The sequence below is a fragment of the Mycobacterium colombiense genome (assembly GCF_003284935.1).
GTDB classification, from domain to species: domain Bacteria; phylum Actinomycetota; class Actinomycetes; order Mycobacteriales; family Mycobacteriaceae; genus Mycobacterium; species Mycobacterium arosiense_A.
This window is the reverse complement of the sequence record NZ_QMEV01000087.1, coordinates 1-16,670: the sequence shown is the minus strand read 5'-3', so window position 1 is coordinate 16,670 and position 16,670 is coordinate 1. Positions and strand designations below refer to the sequence as shown.

Here is a 16,670-nt window from a genome sequence, read left to right as displayed (position 1 = left end):
TTCGATCCCGGTCAGCGTGTAGGCGACCCCGCCGATCGCGGTCATGGCGACCACGGCCGACATGCCGATGACCAACTGGGAGAACCGAAGCCGCAGCCATGGCCGCCGTTCCCGCGGCGGCGCGATGACGTTGAGCCGCATGGACCAGCCGGCCGGACCGTCCTCGTCGTAGGTTTCCCCACCGAACCGCATCCGCAGGTCGCCGGGGTATTCGGTTTGCGACCAAGCCAATTCGCGATCGGTCAGCGCCTCGTCGTCGATCACCAGCACGTCACCGGCCCCCAGGTCGACGACGTCGCCGGCGGCGTCGGCCGACGCGAGCAGCCCTATCGAGGTCCGGGTGCGCAGGTCCAGCTCGCCGCCGCGGGAAGCCAGGATCAGCGCCCCGCTGGCCGCGGCCAGGGCCGGTTGCGACGGCGTCAGGATCGGCGTGCGGCCGTGCATCGAAAGGCGTTCGGTGACAAGCGGAATGCGTGCGCCTCCCCCGACCGTGACCACCGCGGCCAGGTCGGACCAGCTCTTGCGGTAGCGCACCAGCATGTCGTCGAAGGCATAGATGAAGCCGGTCAGCCGATCCTGGATCAGCTCTTCGAGGTCGTCCTGCGTGAGCGTCAGGCTGCAACTGCGCCCGCCGAGGACGGCGGCGATGTCGGTGGCCATGTCGGTCGAGAGCCGCTCCTTCGCGGCGCGGCATTGTTCCCTGAGTTCGCCGAGTTGTCCGACGCCTGCGGTGCTGGCCGGGTCCAGTCCGCTGCCACGACCCAGCTCCTCGAACGCGCGCAGTTGCAACTCCTGGTCGATCTCGTCGCCGGACAGCGCGGTGTAACGCAGTGTCGCACTGACGAGTTCGAAGTCCCCCGCGACATTGACCAGGGTGGCCGACGTGCCGCTGCCGCCGAAGTCGAGCAAGCCCACCACACCCTCGTCGGGCAGTCCCAGCTCGGACTTGACCGCGGTCAGCGCGGCGATGGCGTCGCTGACCAGCAGCGGCGCCATCCCGCTTCGCACGAAGCCCACATGGGTCCGCAGGGCGTCCCGCAATGCCTGCACGGTCACCGGCTTCCAATGCGCGGGCACGGCGATGGAGATCTCCGAGCACGCCGCATCCGCACCGGCGGCCAGCACCATTGCGTCCAGCGCCTCCACCGTCAGCAGTCCGGGGTCGTGCGCGGAACCGTCGGGCGACGCCAGCGCGACGGAATCACCGATGCGCTCGATGAAACCTCTCATCGGCACGCCGGGCTCGGTTAGGCACGGATTCTCTTCGGGCGCACCAATTTTCGGCGCACAGTGCGGGTAAAGGGTAACCACAGACCGGCGGGTAACCGGCGGGCTTCCATTACGCGCAGCGACCAGGTTCGTGGTCCCGATCGACAACCCGAGTGGGTCGTACATAGAGCGAAAACCTTCGTCTATAGGGGTCGGTGGCAGCGTTAACGATAGCCGCGGACACGCGGAAAGCCGATGCTTCGCAATGTCATTGGTATCCGCTCGATGCGCTTGCGTCACCGAAGCGGTACCGAAAACCCCTTGACAAAAAGCTTTGTGTTACAACACCGTCAAGGGCAGCGAACGCCTGGGCTCGAACTGGAACGTCGCTCCGCCGCTGACCCTGACCACCGAAACCTCTGGCAGTTCCTCGGCGGGCGTGTCGGTTTCGACCAGTTCGGCCGTCCAGTCGGTGGCCGTTCCGCTAACTCGGACCTCGATGCGCGGTTCCACCGCGGTGGCGATCGCCTGAAGCGGTTGGACGGAATCCGGCGAGCACAGTGAGATCCAGGCCCCGTCGTCGTGGGCGGGCGACGGACGGACGTGCAGCCGGTTTGACTCCGTCTCGGCGACAACGTAATCCGCGGGGTTCAGCAGCGGGTGCAGCTCGAGGACCCGCAGCGCCCCGTCGATCCCGCTGGGAAGCTTCAGTGCGCGGTGGATGCGTTCGGCGGCCACGCCCGCGATGCCGGTCAGGCCGCGGGTGCATACGCCGACGGCTTCCTCGTCGTTGGCGGCGCGCGCGGCCACCGCGATCACGAACGACAGGTAGAGCAGGTGCATCTGCAGGCAGACCTCGTCGGCCATCCGGACCAGCGCCGAATGGGAGAAGGCGGCGAAGTCGAAGTCGGACAGCAGGGGTCCCGAGTAATCCGCCTGGCCCTCGTCCGAGGGATCGATGGCAGCGAGTTCCCATGTCGCGGCGCGGGTTCGGCTGACGATGTCCAGCGCCGGGATGCTCTGCGCCTCGGGGTAGGACTCGTCGATGATGACGGTCCACGCGCAGTGCGGGTGCCGGTCGGCCGGCGTGCGGGGCGGGCGGTGGATGGGACGCACCTGGGCGCGCGGGTTGGTCGCGATCGCGGTGGCGTCGAACGTCGGATCCTCGATGGTGTGGCACATTCCGAACACGTACTGTTCGCCCATCGGCTCCACGTCGAGCAGGGCACCGCAGTGGTCGAGGTGGAATTCGCCGTGCCAGCGGTCATGGACCGTGTACCGGAAATCCATGAATTGCGGTGGCGCACCGATGTCGAGCTGCAGGCCCTTGAAGATCGTGATGACGTCGTCGCCCTCGTAGTTCAGCGCCTTCTGCATCCGCCGGGTGTAGATCGGGCTGGCGCCCGCCCACTCCTCGATGGCGATCTGGACCATCTCGTCGCGACCGAACGAGGAGATGCACCAGGCCATCCCGGACCGGTCGATCAGCTGCCCGATCAGCAGCAGTTCGGGAACCAGCACGACGAGCTCGTCACGGGACAATTGCGCGTATCGCGAGGGGCTGCTCACGCCCCAAAAATAGACTCGGCTATGTTATAAAGTCAACAATGCCTATCGTCGCCGGCCAAAGACCCGATCGCCCGGTGGGGCCCACCAGGCGAACGACCGCGCCCCGCAAGCGCGGTGATGACACCCGGGCGAAAATCATCGACGAGACGGTCCGCTGCATCGTGGAGGAGGGCTTCTCGGCCGCCACCGCCAAGCACGTGGCCGAGCGTGCGGGGGTCACCTGGGGTGTCATCCAGTACCACTTCGGCGATCGCAACGGCCTGCTGATGGCCGTGGTGGACGACGGGGTGGCCCGGCTGGTGGACAGCCTGTCGTCGGCTGATGTCAGCGAGCTGCCGCTGCGGGAACGCATCGAGGTCGTGGTCGACACCGCCTGGAGCTGCTACAGCAGCCCCACGTCGATGGCCGCCTTCGAAATCCTGCGCGAAACCCGCGGCGGCCCCGACCCGTCGTCGCGGCGCCACCTGCTCGACATGAATTCCGCGATCGGCCAGCTGGGGCGATTGATCACCACCGATCCCGCGCATGCCGGTGTGGCCGAAGTCATTTGGGCCACGCTGCGCGGTGTGGTGCTGGCCCAGATGGTCACCGGCACCGCCATCGATTGGAGCCTGGAGCGACGCGCCCTCGTCGACATGGTCACCGGCTACCTCTCCGAAGGCCACGGCTATCGCGACACGTAAACCACGCACCCGACACGCCGCACAGTATGACCGGTGGTTGACGTTTCGGCGACCGGCTCGTCGATGCGAGCGCGGGCGGCGTGACACCGTGTGCTGCAATGACGGGATGACCCTCGACGATCTCGCCGATATCGAAGCGATCAAGCAAGTCAAATACCGGTATCTGCGCGCGCTGGACACCAAACATTGGGACGACTTCACCGACACCCTGGCCGAGGACATCAAGGCCGACTACGGGCCGTCGATCGGCAACGAGTTGCACTTCACCAATCGCGCCGACCTGGTGGAGTACATGCGGACCTCGCTGCCGGCGAACGTCATCACCGAGCACCGGGTGACGCATCCCGACATCACCGTCGACGGCGACACCGCAACGGGCAGTTGGTATCTGCAGGACCGGGTGATGGTGGCCGATTTCAACTTCATGTTGATCGGAGCGGCCTTCTACCGCGACACCTACCGCCGCACCGATGCCGGCTGGAAGATCAGCGGCACCGGCTACGACCGAACCTACGACGCCACAATGTCTTTGGAAGGGCTGAACTTCACGCTCAAGCCCGGTCGGGCCATCGCAGCCGACTGAGGCGTTACTTGGTGATGGCGATGACCGCGCCGGGCCGCAGCCATTTCATGATCGACACCAGCTGAGCGTCGTCGACGGCCACGCAGCCCTCGGTGGGCTTCCCGTCGGTGGTGTGGAAGAAGAACGCGGCGCCGCCACCCGGCGTCTTGTTCTTGTTGACGCCCATCACGACCGCGTGCTTGTACTGCGGGATCTGCAGGTTCTCGCTGTCGCCGGTGTTGAACGGGCACTGCGCCTTCTGGCACACCTGCATCGAGTTGAACGTGGGGCTGTGGTCGTCGCCGCTCCACCAGTAGTTGGGCCCGGACACCTGGGTGTAGGGCAGGCCGGTACCCGGGTTCGGCGCGGTGCCGAACGCGGAGTCCAGGCTGTACACGCCCATCGGGGTGGCCGGAACGCCGCTCTTGGCCTGCGGCGCCATCCCGGCCGAACCGACGTGGGTAGGGATGCCGGAGCGCAGCGACTGCCAGCCGGTGCCGGTGCGCTGGAAGATCTCCATCGTCGCGTTGGAACCGCCGGTGCTGACCACCGAAACCACCTGCGTCGCATTACCTACCGCATTCGCGAACCAGGGGGCGCCGGCCGCGGCGCTGATCGGGGCGAGCACCAGCGAAGCGACAAGTACGCACGCCGCGGCGCATAGCGAAGCGAGCAGTCGGTGCATGCACTCCATCGTCAAACGTGCGCATCTTCGGGGTCAAGTAAAGCTTCGGCCCCAGTTAGGTCACCGCGCCGTGACCAAATCCCCACCGCGACACCGCCGTTAGCACACCGCAGCGTTTTCGATCTGGCGCTGCGGGCCGGCCGTCCGACGGGCCGAGGGCCGGAAAATCAAGAGGCACACCAGGAAATACAGATAGCCCAGCGACCAGCCGGCCAGCACATCGGACGGATAGTGCACGTTCAGCGCCACCCGGGAGACGCCGACCATCAGCACCGACACGGCCACCACCGCGACCGCGACGCGGCGGATCGACCGGTTCATCATCGGAAAGAAAAAGCACAACACGGCGAGCAGGGCGGCCATCGCCTCCAGCGCATGCCCGGACGGAAACGAACTAGACGGCGCGACGACCAGCATGGTCGCCGGACGCGGACGGTTGACCAGGGCCTTGGCCGCCGCGGTGGCGAACTCGTTGAGCGGCCCGCACGCGAACACCAGCACCAGCGCGGCCCGCACATTGCGCATCACCAGGGCCAACACCGTCATCGCGATGCCCAGCACGGACATCGGCACCGGGCCTAACACGTAGGACACGCCTTGCCAAAACCCCAGCCACGACGGGTGTTTGACCGCGATGTCGCGGGCCTCGTTCAGCAACGACCCATCCATCCGGTGCAGCCAGGCCCAGTGCCGGCAGTAGCCGACCCACAGCACCGCGTACACCGCCGCGGCCATTGCCGCGATCCACAGTGCCATCGGCATCCTCGGGCGAGTCATACCCAACCGATACCAGCAGTGCCCCCCATGACATGCGGGCGACCCCGCCGCACCCGGCGACAAGCGCCGCGCTTGCGATCGCCCCATGACATGCGGGCGACCCGCCGCGCCCGGCGACAAGCGCCGCGCTTGCGATCGCCCGTGACATGCGGGCGACCCGCCGCGCCCGGCGACAAGCGCCGCGCTTGCGATCGCCCGTCGTCGCTCGCGCGGTCATACTGTCGATATGGCCGTCTTTGTCCGTAGGTTGTTCGGCATCGGCAAGCTGCCCGACGAGCTGCACGCCCAGCTCGAGTCGGAAGGCCTCATTCATCTCGCCGATTACGTCGCCGTGACCAGGCGATTCAGCGGCACCATCCCCGGTGTGCGGTTGCCGCACAGCGTCGCCAGCTACACGGGTTCGCTGGTCTTCACCTCGGAGCGGGTGCTGGCGACGCTGTCCATGCTGCCCCGGCTGGCCGGCCCGACCGTCAACGTGCGGTGGAATGCGCCGCAGACGGGCGCGGCGCAGGTGGAGATCTCCTCGACCGGCCTGCAGGTCAATGTCGACGTCGCCCGGGTCGACGAGAAGTTCAGCGGCGAGTTGTCGCTGCACTACAAGGTCGCCATTCCCGACGATGTCCTGCGCCGCCTGCCCCTGCGCTCGCTGGCGTTCGACATGCCGCCGGAGTACGTGTTTCGTGCGGTCGGCGTTACCTATAGTCCCTGATCGTGATGCGCGGCCAGGGCGGCTGGCGCAGCACCGCCAGGCTGCCGATCACCGCGGCCACCAGGCCGGTGACCACCCCGATCAGCGCGATCCGGCCCCCGTCCACCGCCGGCGTCCAGGAGGCCCGCCCGTCGCGGATGGCGAACACCCCCAGCGGTTTGGTGACCACGATGACGGTGGTGCCGTCCGGGGTCTGATAGGGCTCGCCGTAACGGCGGCCGGCGGCGGCGTCGGCGGCCAGCTGGTCGAGTACGTCGGAAGGCTTCACTGTCAACTCCCTTCCCGCGTCCACCGGGTCGGTGGGTCGGGGCACGATCCACGCTAACGCGGATTTCCTACGATGGCTGACGTGACCGGTGACGCATTCAGCCCGCAAGAGCGGCGGGCCGTCTATCGCGTCATCGCCGAACGCCGTGACATGCGCCGGTTCGTTCCGGGCGCGGTGGTGGACGAGGCGGTGCTGGCGCGCCTGCTGCAGGCGGCGCACGCGGCGCCCAGCGTCGGCCTGATGCAGCCGTGGCGCTTCATCCGGATCACCGACGCATCGCTGCGGCGGCGCATTCACGCCCTGGTCGAGGAGGAACGCCCGCGCACGGCCGCCGCGCTGGGCGAGCGCGCCGACGAGTTTTTGGCGCTGAAGGTGGAGGGCATCCTCGAATGCGCGGAGCTGTTCGTGGTGGCCCTCGGCGACGACCGCGACTCGCACGTTTTCGGCCGGCGCACGCTACCGCAGATGGACCTGGCGTCGGTCTCGTGCGCGATCCAGAACCTGTGGTTGGCGGCGCGGTCCGAAGGCCTGGGCATGGGCTGGGTGTCGCTGTTCGATCCGCACCGGTTGGGGGCGCTGCTGGACATGCCGCCCGGCGCCGAGCCGGTGGCGATCCTGTGCCTGGGGCCGGTGCCGGAGTTCCCCGACCGCCCGGCGCTGGAGTTGGACGGCTGGACCGTCGGGCGCCCGTTGTCGGAGTTCGTCTGCGAAAACCGCTGGGGTCAATTGCCAATGCCCTGACGGGTCGACACTCAGCAATCCTGCAGAGAAGTTGCGGTAACGTCGCCGGTCGCAAGGCAATGTGAGAGGTGACGCGATTGACGCCGGGCGACAGAGCGGACCGAAAACGGAATACGGGCTTTCGGGACAACGTGCTGATCGTGCACTGGCACGACCTGGGGCGCTACCTGGGCGCCTACGGCCACGCCGACGTGTCGAGCCCGCGGCTGGACCGCCTTGCCGCCGAGGGCATCCTGTTCACCCGGGCGCACGCCACCGCGCCGCTGTGCTCACCGTCGCGCGGATCGCTGTTCACCGGCCGCTACCCGCAGAGCAACGGCCTCATCGGATTGGCCCACCACGGCTGGGAATACCGCGACGGCATCCGGACCCTTCCCCAGATTCTGTCCGAATCGGGCTGGTACTCGGCGCTTTTCGGCATGCAGCACGAGACCTCCTATCCCAAGAGGTTGGGTTTCGACGAGTTCGACGTTTCGAACTCCTACTGTGACTACGTGTCCGACAGGGCCGACGAGTGGCTGCGGCAAAGCGCCGAAGGCCTTGTGGGTCAACCATTTCTGTTGACGGCGGGCTTTTTCGAGACGCACCGGCCGTATCCGCGGGACCGTTACACGCCGGCGGACAGCGCCGAGGTGGATCCGCCCGATTACCTGCCCGACACCCCCGAGGTGCGCGGCGATCTCGCCGACTTCTACGGGGCCATCAGCACGGCCGACGCCGCGGTCGGACGGTTGCTGGACGCGCTGGCCGACACCGGCCTGGACGCCACCACCTGGGTGGTGTTCTTCACCGATCACGGCCCGGCGTTCCCCCGCGCGAAATCGACGCTGTACGACGCCGGCACCGGCATCGGCATGATCGTTCGCCCGCCCACCAACCGGAACCTGGCGCCTCGCGTCTACGACGAGCTGTTCAGCGCGGTCGACTTGGTCCCGACGTTGTTGGGGCTGTTGGGAATCGACGCTCCGGTCGACGTCGACGGTGTCTCACACGCCGCCGCCCTGCTGGAGCCGGATCCGCATACCGCGCCGGTGCGCGACCACCTGTACACCATGAAGACCTACCACGACTCGTTCGATCCGATTCGCGCGATCCGCACCAAGGAGTACAGCTACATCGAGAACTACGTGCCCCGGCCGCTGCTGGATCTGCCGCTGGACATCAAGGAGAGCCCGTCCGGGCTGGCCGTCGCGCCCTTCGTCACCGCGCCGCGGCCCGAGCGTGAACTCTACGATCTGCGCACCGACCCCACCGAGACCACCAACCTGCTGGCCGGCGACGGCACCGACGCGGACGAGGTCGCTGCCAATCTTGCTGTGCTGCTGCATGATTGGCGGCAACGCACCGGCGACGTCATCCCCTCCGAGTTCGCCGGCACCCGCATCTCGGCGCGCTACACCGAAACGTATCTGCAGATTCACCGCGCGAAGCCGACCCCCCGCTCGGGGATCGCCGCCGACCGGGGCATCGAAGAAGGCAAGCCCGCCCAGCGCTGATCGCGGTCTCGCCGCCACATCGCCGGACGCACCCCGCTAGCCGGCCGAGCGGTTCGAGGCGCCCACCTCGGCCACGACGAACACCCGCCGGAACGGGAAGATCGTCGTGCCGTCGGACCGGGGCGGGTAGGCGTCGCTCAGCAGCGGGATCAGCTCCTCACGGAACTGCTCCCACGCCTGGTCGTCGAGCCGTTCGCGCACCGGAACCAGCGCCGTGCCGGTGATCCATTCCAGCACCGGATCCTCGCCCGTCAGCTGGTGCAGATAGGTGGTCTCCCAGACATCGACCTTGCATCCCGCGTCCAGCAGCAGGTTGGCGTAGTGCGCCGGCGGCTGGACCACCGCGCCCACCCGAAAGGGTATGTCGCGCAACAGTTTCGCGTAGGGCTCCCGGCGGGCCAGCGCTCGCACCGCCGCGTAGGACGGGGACTCGAAGTTGCCCGGCATCTGGACACCGATCCACGATCCGGACGCGAGCTGGCCCGCCCAGCGCAGTAGTAGGTCGGCGTGCTCGGGCACCCAATGCAGGGCCGCGTTGCTCACCACCACGTCGGTGTCGGGTTTGGGATTCCAGTCGCGCAGGTCACCGGTGACGGCGTCGATGCCGCGCTCCTTGGCGGCGGCCACCATCTCCGGCGAGCTGTCCATCGCCTCGATCACCGCATCAGGCCAGCGCCGGGTCAGATACGTCGTCAGGTGACCGGGTCCGCAACCCAGGTCGACGACGCGCCGTGCCCGCTCGGCCCCCACCCGCGACAGCAGATCGTAGAAGGGCCGGCCGCGATGGTCGGCGAAGGCCAGGTAGACGTCCGGATCCCACATGTCGATCCTCCTGATCCCTCGCGCCGCCGCTCACCGGCCGATAGCAAACCGTATAACTCCCATGGTGCGCCGACGCGGCCCGAATGGTTCCGGGATAACACCGCTACGACCCGAACCGGTCGAAACCCCCAGGCAACGCGTGCCCGGCGGGCTACCATCGGCGTTCGTGGCGCCCGACTCAGATCCGATCGACCCGCCCGTCCCCGTTCCCGACGTTCCCGGCGCCGATCTCCCGGCCGGCGCCGGCGGATTACCCCCCCACTCGGCGTTGTCGCCCCGCCAGCGAATGGTAGTCGAGGCGTCGGCCTTCGGCGATCTGGCCCTGCGCACCTGGGTGGCCTCGCTACTCACCACCACGGTGGCGCCGTTCGTGGTGGCCGCCACCCTGCGGCAATCCGATTCCGCCGCCGAGCGCGGGAACCTCGATTTCTACGCCGGGCTGGCTGCGGCGGGCGATCCGGCGCGGTCCTTTCCCGCCCCCACCGAGGTGCCCCGAGTGTCGTCGCGGCGGGCCAGCGCGCTCGCGGAATGGATCGCGCGCGGCACCGTCGACAACATCGCGTTCCCCAGCAGTTTCACCGCGGTCAACCCCGCCATGCGCACGCAGTGGGGCGCCTGGCGGTCCAACAACATGGTGCGCGCCCAGCATTGGCGCCACGACGACGGGCCACGTCCGACCCTGTGCGTCATCCACGGATTCATGGGCTCGTCGTATCTGGCCAACGGGCGGTTCTTTTCGCTGCCCTGGTACTACCGGTCCGGCTACGACGTGCTGATGTACACGTTGCCCTTTCACGGCAAGCGGGCCGAAAAGTTCTCACCCTTCAGCGGTTTCGGCTATTTCGCCGGCGGCCTGAGCGGCTTCGCCGAGGCGATGGCCCAGGCCGTGCACGACTTCCGTTCCATCATCGACTATTTGCGCCACACCGGGGTGGACCGCATTGCGCTCACCGGCATCTCGCTGGGCGGTTACACGTCGGCGCTGGTGGCCTCGGTCGACGATCGGCTCGAGGCCGTCATCCCCAACTGCCCGGTGGTCACGCCGTCGACACTGTTCGACGAATGGTTCCCCGCCAACAAGCTGGTCCGCCTGGGGCTACGCCTGTCCGGCATCAGCCACGACGACGTGGCGGCCGGCTTGGCCTACCACTGCCCGCTCAATTATCGGCCGCTGGTGCCCCGGGACCGTCGCATGATCATCACGGGCCTCGGCGACCGGATGGCGCCGCCCGATCACGCCGTCAAACTATGGCACCACTGGGAACAGTGTGCGCTGCACTGGTTTCCGGGCAGTCACGTGTTGCACGTCAGCCAGCTGGACTACCTGCGCCGGATGACCGCGTTTTTGCAACAGGTCATGTTCTGACCACCTCGACGGTGTCGGCGTTGTCACCCGTGTCATCCAGCGAGGCGCCCGGGGCTCCACCGGCCAGGGTGGGCCAGTACACCTGCGAAAGCAGGTCCGCCGGCGCCGCGATGTGTCCGTCGAGCCGCCGGGTGGACAGCAGGTCCAGGGCGGTCAACGCGGGCAGGTGATTTCCGCGCTGAGGGATCAGCCCATCCACCGGCGCCTTGCCGTCCGGGCCGGCCTCGGTCTGGAACGCGCAGGCCACCGCCACGGTGGGCTGGGTTTTGTCGCCGGCGACCTCGAGCGCGGTGCACGTTTCGCGGGCGGAATACGACCGGATCGCCGCCAGGGTCTCGGGCAGCGCGTCGTCCACCTGAATTCGGTATGCGGCAAGGTAATCCGATGCGCCGCGCTGCACGCCACGCCACCGCTCGCGCGGGTTGTTGGTCAGCAGCCGGGGAACGTCGTCGGCCGCGACGGGGGTGGCCTCCCAACCGAGCTCCCGAAGATGGTCGGCCAGCCGGCGCGCGGCGACCTGAGCGGTCTCGTGCAACGGGATTCGCGGTGAACGGGCCTGCAGCGCGGCCAGATTGTCCGGCGCCGAGACGGTGAGTCCGATCCACGTCTCGCGTCGCGACGCGTCGGCGGCGTTGTCGCGGCTGGTGATCCGGATCTTGTCGGCCCGGATGCCGTAGCGGTCCAGGTAGCTCGCGATCAGCGGCAGCGGCAGCACCTCGTTGTCGTCCCCGGGCGCGCCGAGGCGGATCAGGGCGGTCGCCGCCGTGTCGGACGTGCTCGACGGGACGGCGTTGCCGCGGGCGATCATCGCCAGGCGGCGGCCCACGATGGTGGTGAAATGCAGGCCGCCCCACCAGCCGAACAACACGATCACGACGGCGGCGGCGACGCCCAGCAGCCAGTAGTCGCGGGGCGTGCGCCACGGGTAGGCCATGACCGCGGGCACGATAGCCAGTAACGCCAACGTGATTCGACCGCTGCCGGGAGTCGGTATCCGATGCTTGCTCACGGGGTGGGGTCCTTTCGTCGGCGTGCGGCGATTGCGGTGACGGCGCCGGCCACTGCGACCAGCACGGCCAGCGCGGCGGTGCCGGCCACCGCGACGGTCCGCGGTGTGGTGTCCTTGGGCGCCGGTGCCGGCGGCACGGCGACGGGCTTCACCGCCGCCGCGCCCGGCTGGTCACCGGCGGGCAGTTGCCAGGTCAGGGCCGCCACGGGATCCACGCTGCCGGTGCCGACCACGTTGGACGGGTCGCGGGCGCCGTTGTGCGCGGTTGCGGTGATGCGGCGCTGCACCGCGGTGGCGTTGAGGTCGGGGTATTTGCTGCGGACCAGCGCCGCGACGCCGGCCACGTAGCCGGCGGCGTAACCGGTGCCGCTGAGAGCGGCGAGCTGCTGGTGTTCGTCGGGCAGGCCGTTCGCGAGCCCGCCGCCGTCGGCGTTGCCGACCGACACGACGCGTTCGCCGGGTGCGGCGACGCCCACCCACGGACCCGCCACGGTGAATTTCGACGGCTGGCCGTCCGGGGTCAGCGACGCCACGGACAACACGTAGGGCTGCCACCACGACGGGATGGACACGGACGTGACGCCGGCCCAATTGCGGGGATCGTTCGGGCGGCTCAGGTCGGTGAGCGGATTGGACTCGCACGAGGTCCCGCCGCCCGCGGCTCCGGTGGGCCCGCTGTTGCCCGCGCCGGCGACGATCACCGCGTCCTTGTCCACCGCCGCGTAGCGGACGGCGGCGCCGAGTGCGGCCTGGTCGACGGGCCGGTCGACGGGCATGCAGGTGGCCGAGCCGATGTCGATCACCCGGGCACCGAGGTCGGCCGCGTGCACGATCGCCCGGGCCAGCGTGGACACCTCGGCGGACACCCGCGCCATCATCGGATCGCCACCCGGCGTCCGCGGCGAGAACTTGGCCGACGTCGTCCGCAGCGACACCACCCGCGCCGCGGGCGCGACGCCGGAGAATCCGTCATCGCCCGAGGGCTGGCCGGCGATGATCCCGGCGACCAGCGTCCCGTGGCCGTCACAGTCGGTCAGGCCGTCGGTCGTCTCGACGAAATCACCGCCCGCTTCGACGTTGGGTAGGCGTGGACCCGGCCGCACGCCGGTGTCGAGCACCGCCACCAGCTGCCCCTCGCCCCGCGAAAACTTCCATGCCGCAGGGAGATTCAGCATCGATTGGCTCGGCGTGATGGCACCCGGCTCGCTGCCTGGAACCACCCCGGCTGTGCTGCAGGGGCCGCGCTGCTCCATCGGCTGCCCGGGCCCGGGCGCCCCGCTGGGCGGCGGGACACCGGGATCGACCGTCGGCGGGCTGATCGCCGATGCCGGCGGACTGGTCCACGTCGCGGCGGCGGGCAGCAACGCCAACGCCGCCGCGAAGCAGGCTGATGCCGGCCGAATCATCGATTGAGCACCCAGCTGAACAGACCGACCACGAACGCCATGACGGGGATCAGCGACGCGTCGAGCCCGGTCGCGACGAATCCCACCAGCCGGCGCACCGGCAGCGAATAGCTTTCCGGCGCAGCGATGCCCGGGTTCAGGGCCACCACGATCCACACCGCCACCAGCGCCAGCAGCACCAGCACCGCGCCCAGCGCCGCCGCGTAGCGCCCGGTCGAGGTGTAGAGCACCAGCAGCACGCCGGCGGTCAGGAAGGGCTGGGCGAGCAGCCACGCCTTGCACGCGGCCGAATCCCACACCCTGGCCCGCAGCACGGACGTCGCCGCGGCGGCCGCCACCACATACCAGCCCGCACCGCTGAGCGCTTCGGGTCGCAGCCCGATCGCCACCGAGCCCAGGACCGTGAGCAGCACTGCGGCGGCGATGAATCCGCTCTGATGCGCGTCGCTGATCCGCACGCGGCGGGGCAGGTCTTCGAGGACCTGCAGCGACGGCGCCGACGGGGTGGGGTCGCCGGGGGCCGGGATGACCGGCAGTGGGAACCGCGCCCACAGCGCGGACAGTTGGGCCGCCTCGATGGTGACCAGCAGCGCCGCCACGATCAGCCCGCAGCCAATGGTGATCGGCGTGAGGTGCCAGAGCATTTCGGCACCGGCGGCCAGCAGCACCCCGGTGCCCACCACCGCGGTCGTGGTGAAGAACCCGGCGATGCGCTCGCGCTCGGCGCTGGGCGCCATCAGGGCGATCAGGGACCAGGCGGTGACGCCGGCCGCGGCCAGCGTCAGCTGGGCGGCACCGAACCTGCCCGGCACCGCCAGCGCGAGCGCGGCGGCGATGGGAACCAGTGCGGCGATCGACAGCGCCATCCCGGTGCGCGCCGAGCGCGCGGTGACCAGCAGGCCGACGATTGCCGTCAGGGCCGCAACCGCGCTGACCGCGACCAGTCCCAACAGCGCACCGGTGGCCACCCGGTAGGTCACCGACAGCCCGGTCGCCAGGAAGGCCACGGCGATCGCCGCGGCCAGGGCGCCACGCTGGATGTGCGTTGTGCCCCACGGCTTGAGCCGGGAGGTCGAGAAGATCATGGCCGCGTCGGCGATGTCCTCGACGATGCCGGGTGCGGCGGGGCCGACCGGCACCGCTTGCAGCGCCAGCAGGTCGCCGTCGACGACGCCGACCGTGTCCAGGCTGGCGTCCAGGCTAAACGGCGCACCGCCGATGGGCGCCAGGCTCAGTTGGGTCGCCCCGCCGATCTCGGCGGCCCCGCGCGTGGCGGTGCCGTCTTCGGAGTCGCCGTTGATCGCAGCGGGAACCACCAAACGCTGGACGGCGGGCAGGATTTCGCGCAGCGGCAGCTCCGCAGGCAAGGCCATCTCCGTCAACCTGCTGTCCGCCAGTATTGCGACGCGGACGATCGGCATGACGGTTCCGGACGTCACCGGACCCTCGAAACGTGTTGCGGCCGTTGCTGGAACATCGTGCTCTCTTCTCTTTTTCTATGAGTGTTGGACGGACAGTGTTGAATTGGAAAAGTCTCGGGTCAACCGGTGTTCGGAGAACCATTCGGCGTCGGGCAGTAAAGCGGTCAGTTGTTCCACCGCGACAGCGATCGCGAAGGGCGTTCCGGGCGCGAAGGTCGAAACCCACTCGCCGTCGAATGCCCGGGACGGGCTGACCAGCACCCGCCCCTCGCGCGCGTCGACAACGCTCATCCCCACCTCGCTGGTGGAGTGCCGGCCATCGCGGTGGCAGCCGGCGACGATCTCCACATAGCTGCGCGGCCCGTTGAACACCGATTCCACCACCGGCCGCGCCGATTGTGGAATACCCAGGTAGTCAAGGACTTCGGCGAGGGGGGCACCCGAACGCAGCCGCTCGTCGGCCCTCGCCCCGACCCGCATCGGCATGGTGAACTCCTCGAACCGCGCCGGCGGTTGTTGGTCCAGACCGACGGTGAGCACCGGAACCAGCGCGCGTGGATCGTCGATGTTCATTGCGGTGAAGGTGATCAGCTGTGCGCTGCGCAACGCGACCACTGTGATCGACGGCTTGCCGGCCACCCCGGTGCGCTGCGCGACGATGCCGCGCAGCAACTCGGCGCCGGGCTCACCGGTGTCCTTGGCGGGGCCGACGTAACGCAAGTCCAGCCACCGCTGCGGAAAACACACCACCTTGATCCACTCGGCGACCGCGGGATGGACGAGTCCGCCTTCGGACACCAGGCCCAGCTCGGTCAGCTCGGCCCTCTGACGGTCGAGGAACGCGTTGCGCTCCGCGGCATCACGATAGGGCGAGGTGATTGCCAGCACCCAGGGGAAGCTCCCCGCCCCAACCGTTTCCGCGATGAACCAAGCGTGGTCGACCGTCAGCTCGACGGCGTTGGGCGCTTGCTGCATCAGGTTCGTTCAGTCACGAACTAGCCGCCCCATTTGGCGGCTTCGGCCTGGTCGCGGGCGAGCATGGACATGGTGTTCGCCTCGTGGGTGCTGGCCATCGACTGGTAGGCGCGCACCAGGCTTTCCATCGCCTGGTTCCACTGGGCCTGCCACACCTGGTAGGTCATACCGGTGTCACCCTGCCAGGCGTTGGACAACGTGGCCTGCTCGCTGGCGATATCGGAACCGAGCCCCTGCATGGTGCCGGCGTATCCCGACATGTCGGCGGCGTGGCTCAACATCGCCGGGTAGTTGTACATGATCTGCGACATGACAAGTCCTTTCGAGGTTGCTAGCGGTGAGCTCAGAACGCGGTGTAGCCGGACGCGGCGGCGGCGTCGGCGGCCACGTAGGTGCCGGCGGCGTCACCGAGGTTGGCCTGGGCGATGTCGAGCAGGGTGTTGACCCGCGCGGCGACCTCGACGAACCGCGCGTGCGCGGCCTGGAATGCGGCCGAGGACTCGCCCTGGTGGAACGCCTGCGCCGACATGGCTTCCTGCTCGGCCTGGCTGATCGTGCTGCGCATCAACGCCGCCTTGGCGCTGAAGGCCGACTGTGCGGCTACCAACTGCGGAATGTGAGCGTCCAACATACTCATGTTGATTCCTTTCTGTTGCGTCCGTTGGGGGTTCGGTGATTCATCTGTGTCCGGCTGACTGCCTTACCCCCCTTTCCCCGGCTCGGTTGGGCCCGTTCCGTTTCCGGCCTCGTGCTCCCACGTGCCGGGCACCATCGGCATGCGTGGGCCGCCGCCGAAGTCGTCGTCGGCCAGCTTGGTCAATCCGGCCGCCTGAAAAGCCTTCTGCCGCTGCGTCGTTCCCGCGAAACCGAGCGCTCCGGCGCCCTGCGCGGATGCGGTGGCCGCGGCCAGCTCCTCCTCGTCGCCGAAATCCGGCGGCACCCCGAAATCGGATTCCATGTCCGCGAACTCGT

The 16,670-nt window shown here is 68.8% G+C and carries 18 protein-coding genes and 1 pseudogene; 6 read left to right on the top strand and 13 right to left on the bottom strand.

What is annotated here, in order from left to right:
- Both DQP57_RS24095 and DQP57_RS24090 read right to left on the bottom strand, forming a co-directional pair.
- Positions 1–1,395 (bottom strand): Hsp70 family protein (locus tag DQP57_RS24095; protein ID WP_112635136.1); only part of this gene is annotated, 1,395 nt, incomplete at its 3' end.
- 153 nt (positions 1,396–1,548) lie between these two features.
- Positions 1,549–2,778 carry a hypothetical protein gene (locus tag DQP57_RS24090; RefSeq protein WP_112635128.1) on the bottom strand — a complete coding sequence of 410 codons (1,230 nt, stop codon included), beginning with the start codon at positions 2,776–2,778 and terminating at the stop codon, positions 1,549–1,551.
- Positions 2,779–2,816: 38 nt separating this feature from the next.
- Between DQP57_RS24090 and DQP57_RS24085 the strand changes: the two genes are divergently transcribed.
- Positions 2,817–3,461 (top strand): TetR/AcrR family transcriptional regulator, encoded by a 645-nt coding sequence (locus DQP57_RS24085; protein WP_112635126.1) that lies wholly within the window; start codon positions 2,817–2,819, stop codon positions 3,459–3,461.
- Between the two features lie 106 nt (positions 3,462–3,567).
- Positions 3,568–4,044 (top strand): nuclear transport factor 2 family protein, encoded by a 477-nt coding sequence (locus DQP57_RS24080; RefSeq protein WP_371915806.1) that lies wholly within the window; start codon positions 3,568–3,570, stop codon positions 4,042–4,044.
- Positions 4,045–4,048: 4 nt separating this feature from the next.
- Here the strand turns inward: DQP57_RS24080 and DQP57_RS24075 are convergent, their stop codons facing one another.
- A complete protein-coding gene (locus tag DQP57_RS24075; protein ID WP_112635134.1) occupies positions 4,049–4,708 on the bottom strand; it encodes a L,D-transpeptidase family protein in 660 nt (219 codons plus the stop codon).
- Positions 4,709–4,807: 99 nt separating this feature from the next.
- The gene (locus DQP57_RS24070) at positions 4,808–5,485 is read right to left on the bottom strand and encodes a phosphatase PAP2 family protein (RefSeq protein WP_112635122.1); all 678 of its coding nucleotides are present in this window, start codon (positions 5,483–5,485) and stop codon (positions 4,808–4,810) included.
- Between the two features lie 226 nt (positions 5,486–5,711).
- Between DQP57_RS24070 and DQP57_RS24060 the strand changes: the two genes are divergently transcribed.
- Complete coding sequence (locus DQP57_RS24060; protein ID WP_112635118.1) at positions 5,712–6,194, top strand: hypothetical protein; 483 nt, start codon at positions 5,712–5,714, stop codon at positions 6,192–6,194.
- Here the strand turns inward: DQP57_RS24060 and DQP57_RS24055 are convergent.
- Positions 6,178–6,462, bottom strand: coding sequence for a hypothetical protein (locus tag DQP57_RS24055; protein WP_112635117.1), 285 nt, complete (start codon positions 6,460–6,462; stop codon positions 6,178–6,180). The genes DQP57_RS24060 and DQP57_RS24055 overlap by 17 nt on opposite strands.
- Before the next feature lie 72 nt (positions 6,463–6,534).
- On the opposite strand from DQP57_RS24055, the gene bluB reads away from it, so the two are divergent.
- Positions 6,535–7,203, top strand: coding sequence for a 5,6-dimethylbenzimidazole synthase (bluB, locus tag DQP57_RS24050; protein ID WP_112635116.1), 669 nt, complete (start codon positions 6,535–6,537; stop codon positions 7,201–7,203).
- A 68-nt stretch (positions 7,204–7,271) separates the two neighbouring features.
- A complete protein-coding gene (locus DQP57_RS24045; RefSeq protein ID WP_112635115.1) occupies positions 7,272–8,699 on the top strand; it encodes a sulfatase family protein in 1,428 nt (475 codons plus the stop codon).
- Between the two features lie 36 nt (positions 8,700–8,735).
- On the opposite strand, the gene DQP57_RS24040 is transcribed toward DQP57_RS24045, so the two are convergent.
- Positions 8,736–9,521: a trans-aconitate 2-methyltransferase gene (locus DQP57_RS24040; protein WP_112635114.1), complete on the bottom strand. Its 786-nt coding sequence runs from the start codon at positions 9,519–9,521 to the stop codon at positions 8,736–8,738.
- A 166-nt stretch (positions 9,522–9,687) separates the two neighbouring features.
- Between DQP57_RS24040 and DQP57_RS24035 the strand changes: the two genes are divergently transcribed.
- Positions 9,688–10,887 carry an alpha/beta hydrolase family protein gene (locus DQP57_RS24035; RefSeq protein WP_112635132.1) on the top strand — a complete coding sequence of 400 codons (1,200 nt, stop codon included), beginning with the start codon at positions 9,688–9,690 and terminating at the stop codon, positions 10,885–10,887.
- Here the strand turns inward: DQP57_RS24035 and eccE are convergent.
- The 7 genes and pseudogenes from eccE to DQP57_RS24000 all read right to left on the bottom strand — a co-directional run.
- On the bottom strand, positions 10,877–11,896 hold the full coding sequence (eccE, locus tag DQP57_RS24030; protein ID WP_112635113.1) for a type VII secretion protein EccE: 1,020 nt from the start codon (positions 11,894–11,896) through the stop codon (positions 10,877–10,879). The two genes, DQP57_RS24035 and eccE, sit on opposite strands and share 11 nt — an antisense overlap.
- Positions 11,893–13,302: a type VII secretion-associated serine protease mycosin gene (gene mycP / locus DQP57_RS24025; protein WP_112635112.1), complete on the bottom strand. Its 1,410-nt coding sequence runs from the start codon at positions 13,300–13,302 to the stop codon at positions 11,893–11,895. Before mycP ends, eccE begins: the two co-directional genes overlap by 4 nt.
- Positions 13,299–14,723: a type VII secretion integral membrane protein EccD gene (eccD, locus tag DQP57_RS24020; protein ID WP_112635130.1), complete on the bottom strand. Its 1,425-nt coding sequence runs from the start codon at positions 14,721–14,723 to the stop codon at positions 13,299–13,301. Before eccD ends, mycP begins: the two co-directional genes overlap by 4 nt.
- A gap of 75 nt (positions 14,724–14,798) precedes the next feature.
- Positions 14,799–15,698, bottom strand: coding sequence for an ESX secretion-associated protein EspG (locus DQP57_RS24015; RefSeq protein ID WP_112635111.1), 900 nt, complete (start codon positions 15,696–15,698; stop codon positions 14,799–14,801).
- Between the two features lie 20 nt (positions 15,699–15,718).
- A complete protein-coding gene (locus DQP57_RS24010) occupies positions 15,719–16,009 on the bottom strand; it encodes a WXG100 family type VII secretion target (RefSeq protein WP_007768835.1) in 291 nt (96 codons plus the stop codon).
- 32 nt (positions 16,010–16,041) lie between these two features.
- On the bottom strand, positions 16,042–16,335 hold the full coding sequence (esxG, locus tag DQP57_RS24005; protein ID WP_007768837.1) for a type VII secretion system protein EsxG: 294 nt from the start codon (positions 16,333–16,335) through the stop codon (positions 16,042–16,044).
- 63 nt (positions 16,336–16,398) lie between these two features.
- A pseudogene (locus DQP57_RS24000) lies at positions 16,399–16,670 on the bottom strand (PPE family protein); the annotation flags it as partial.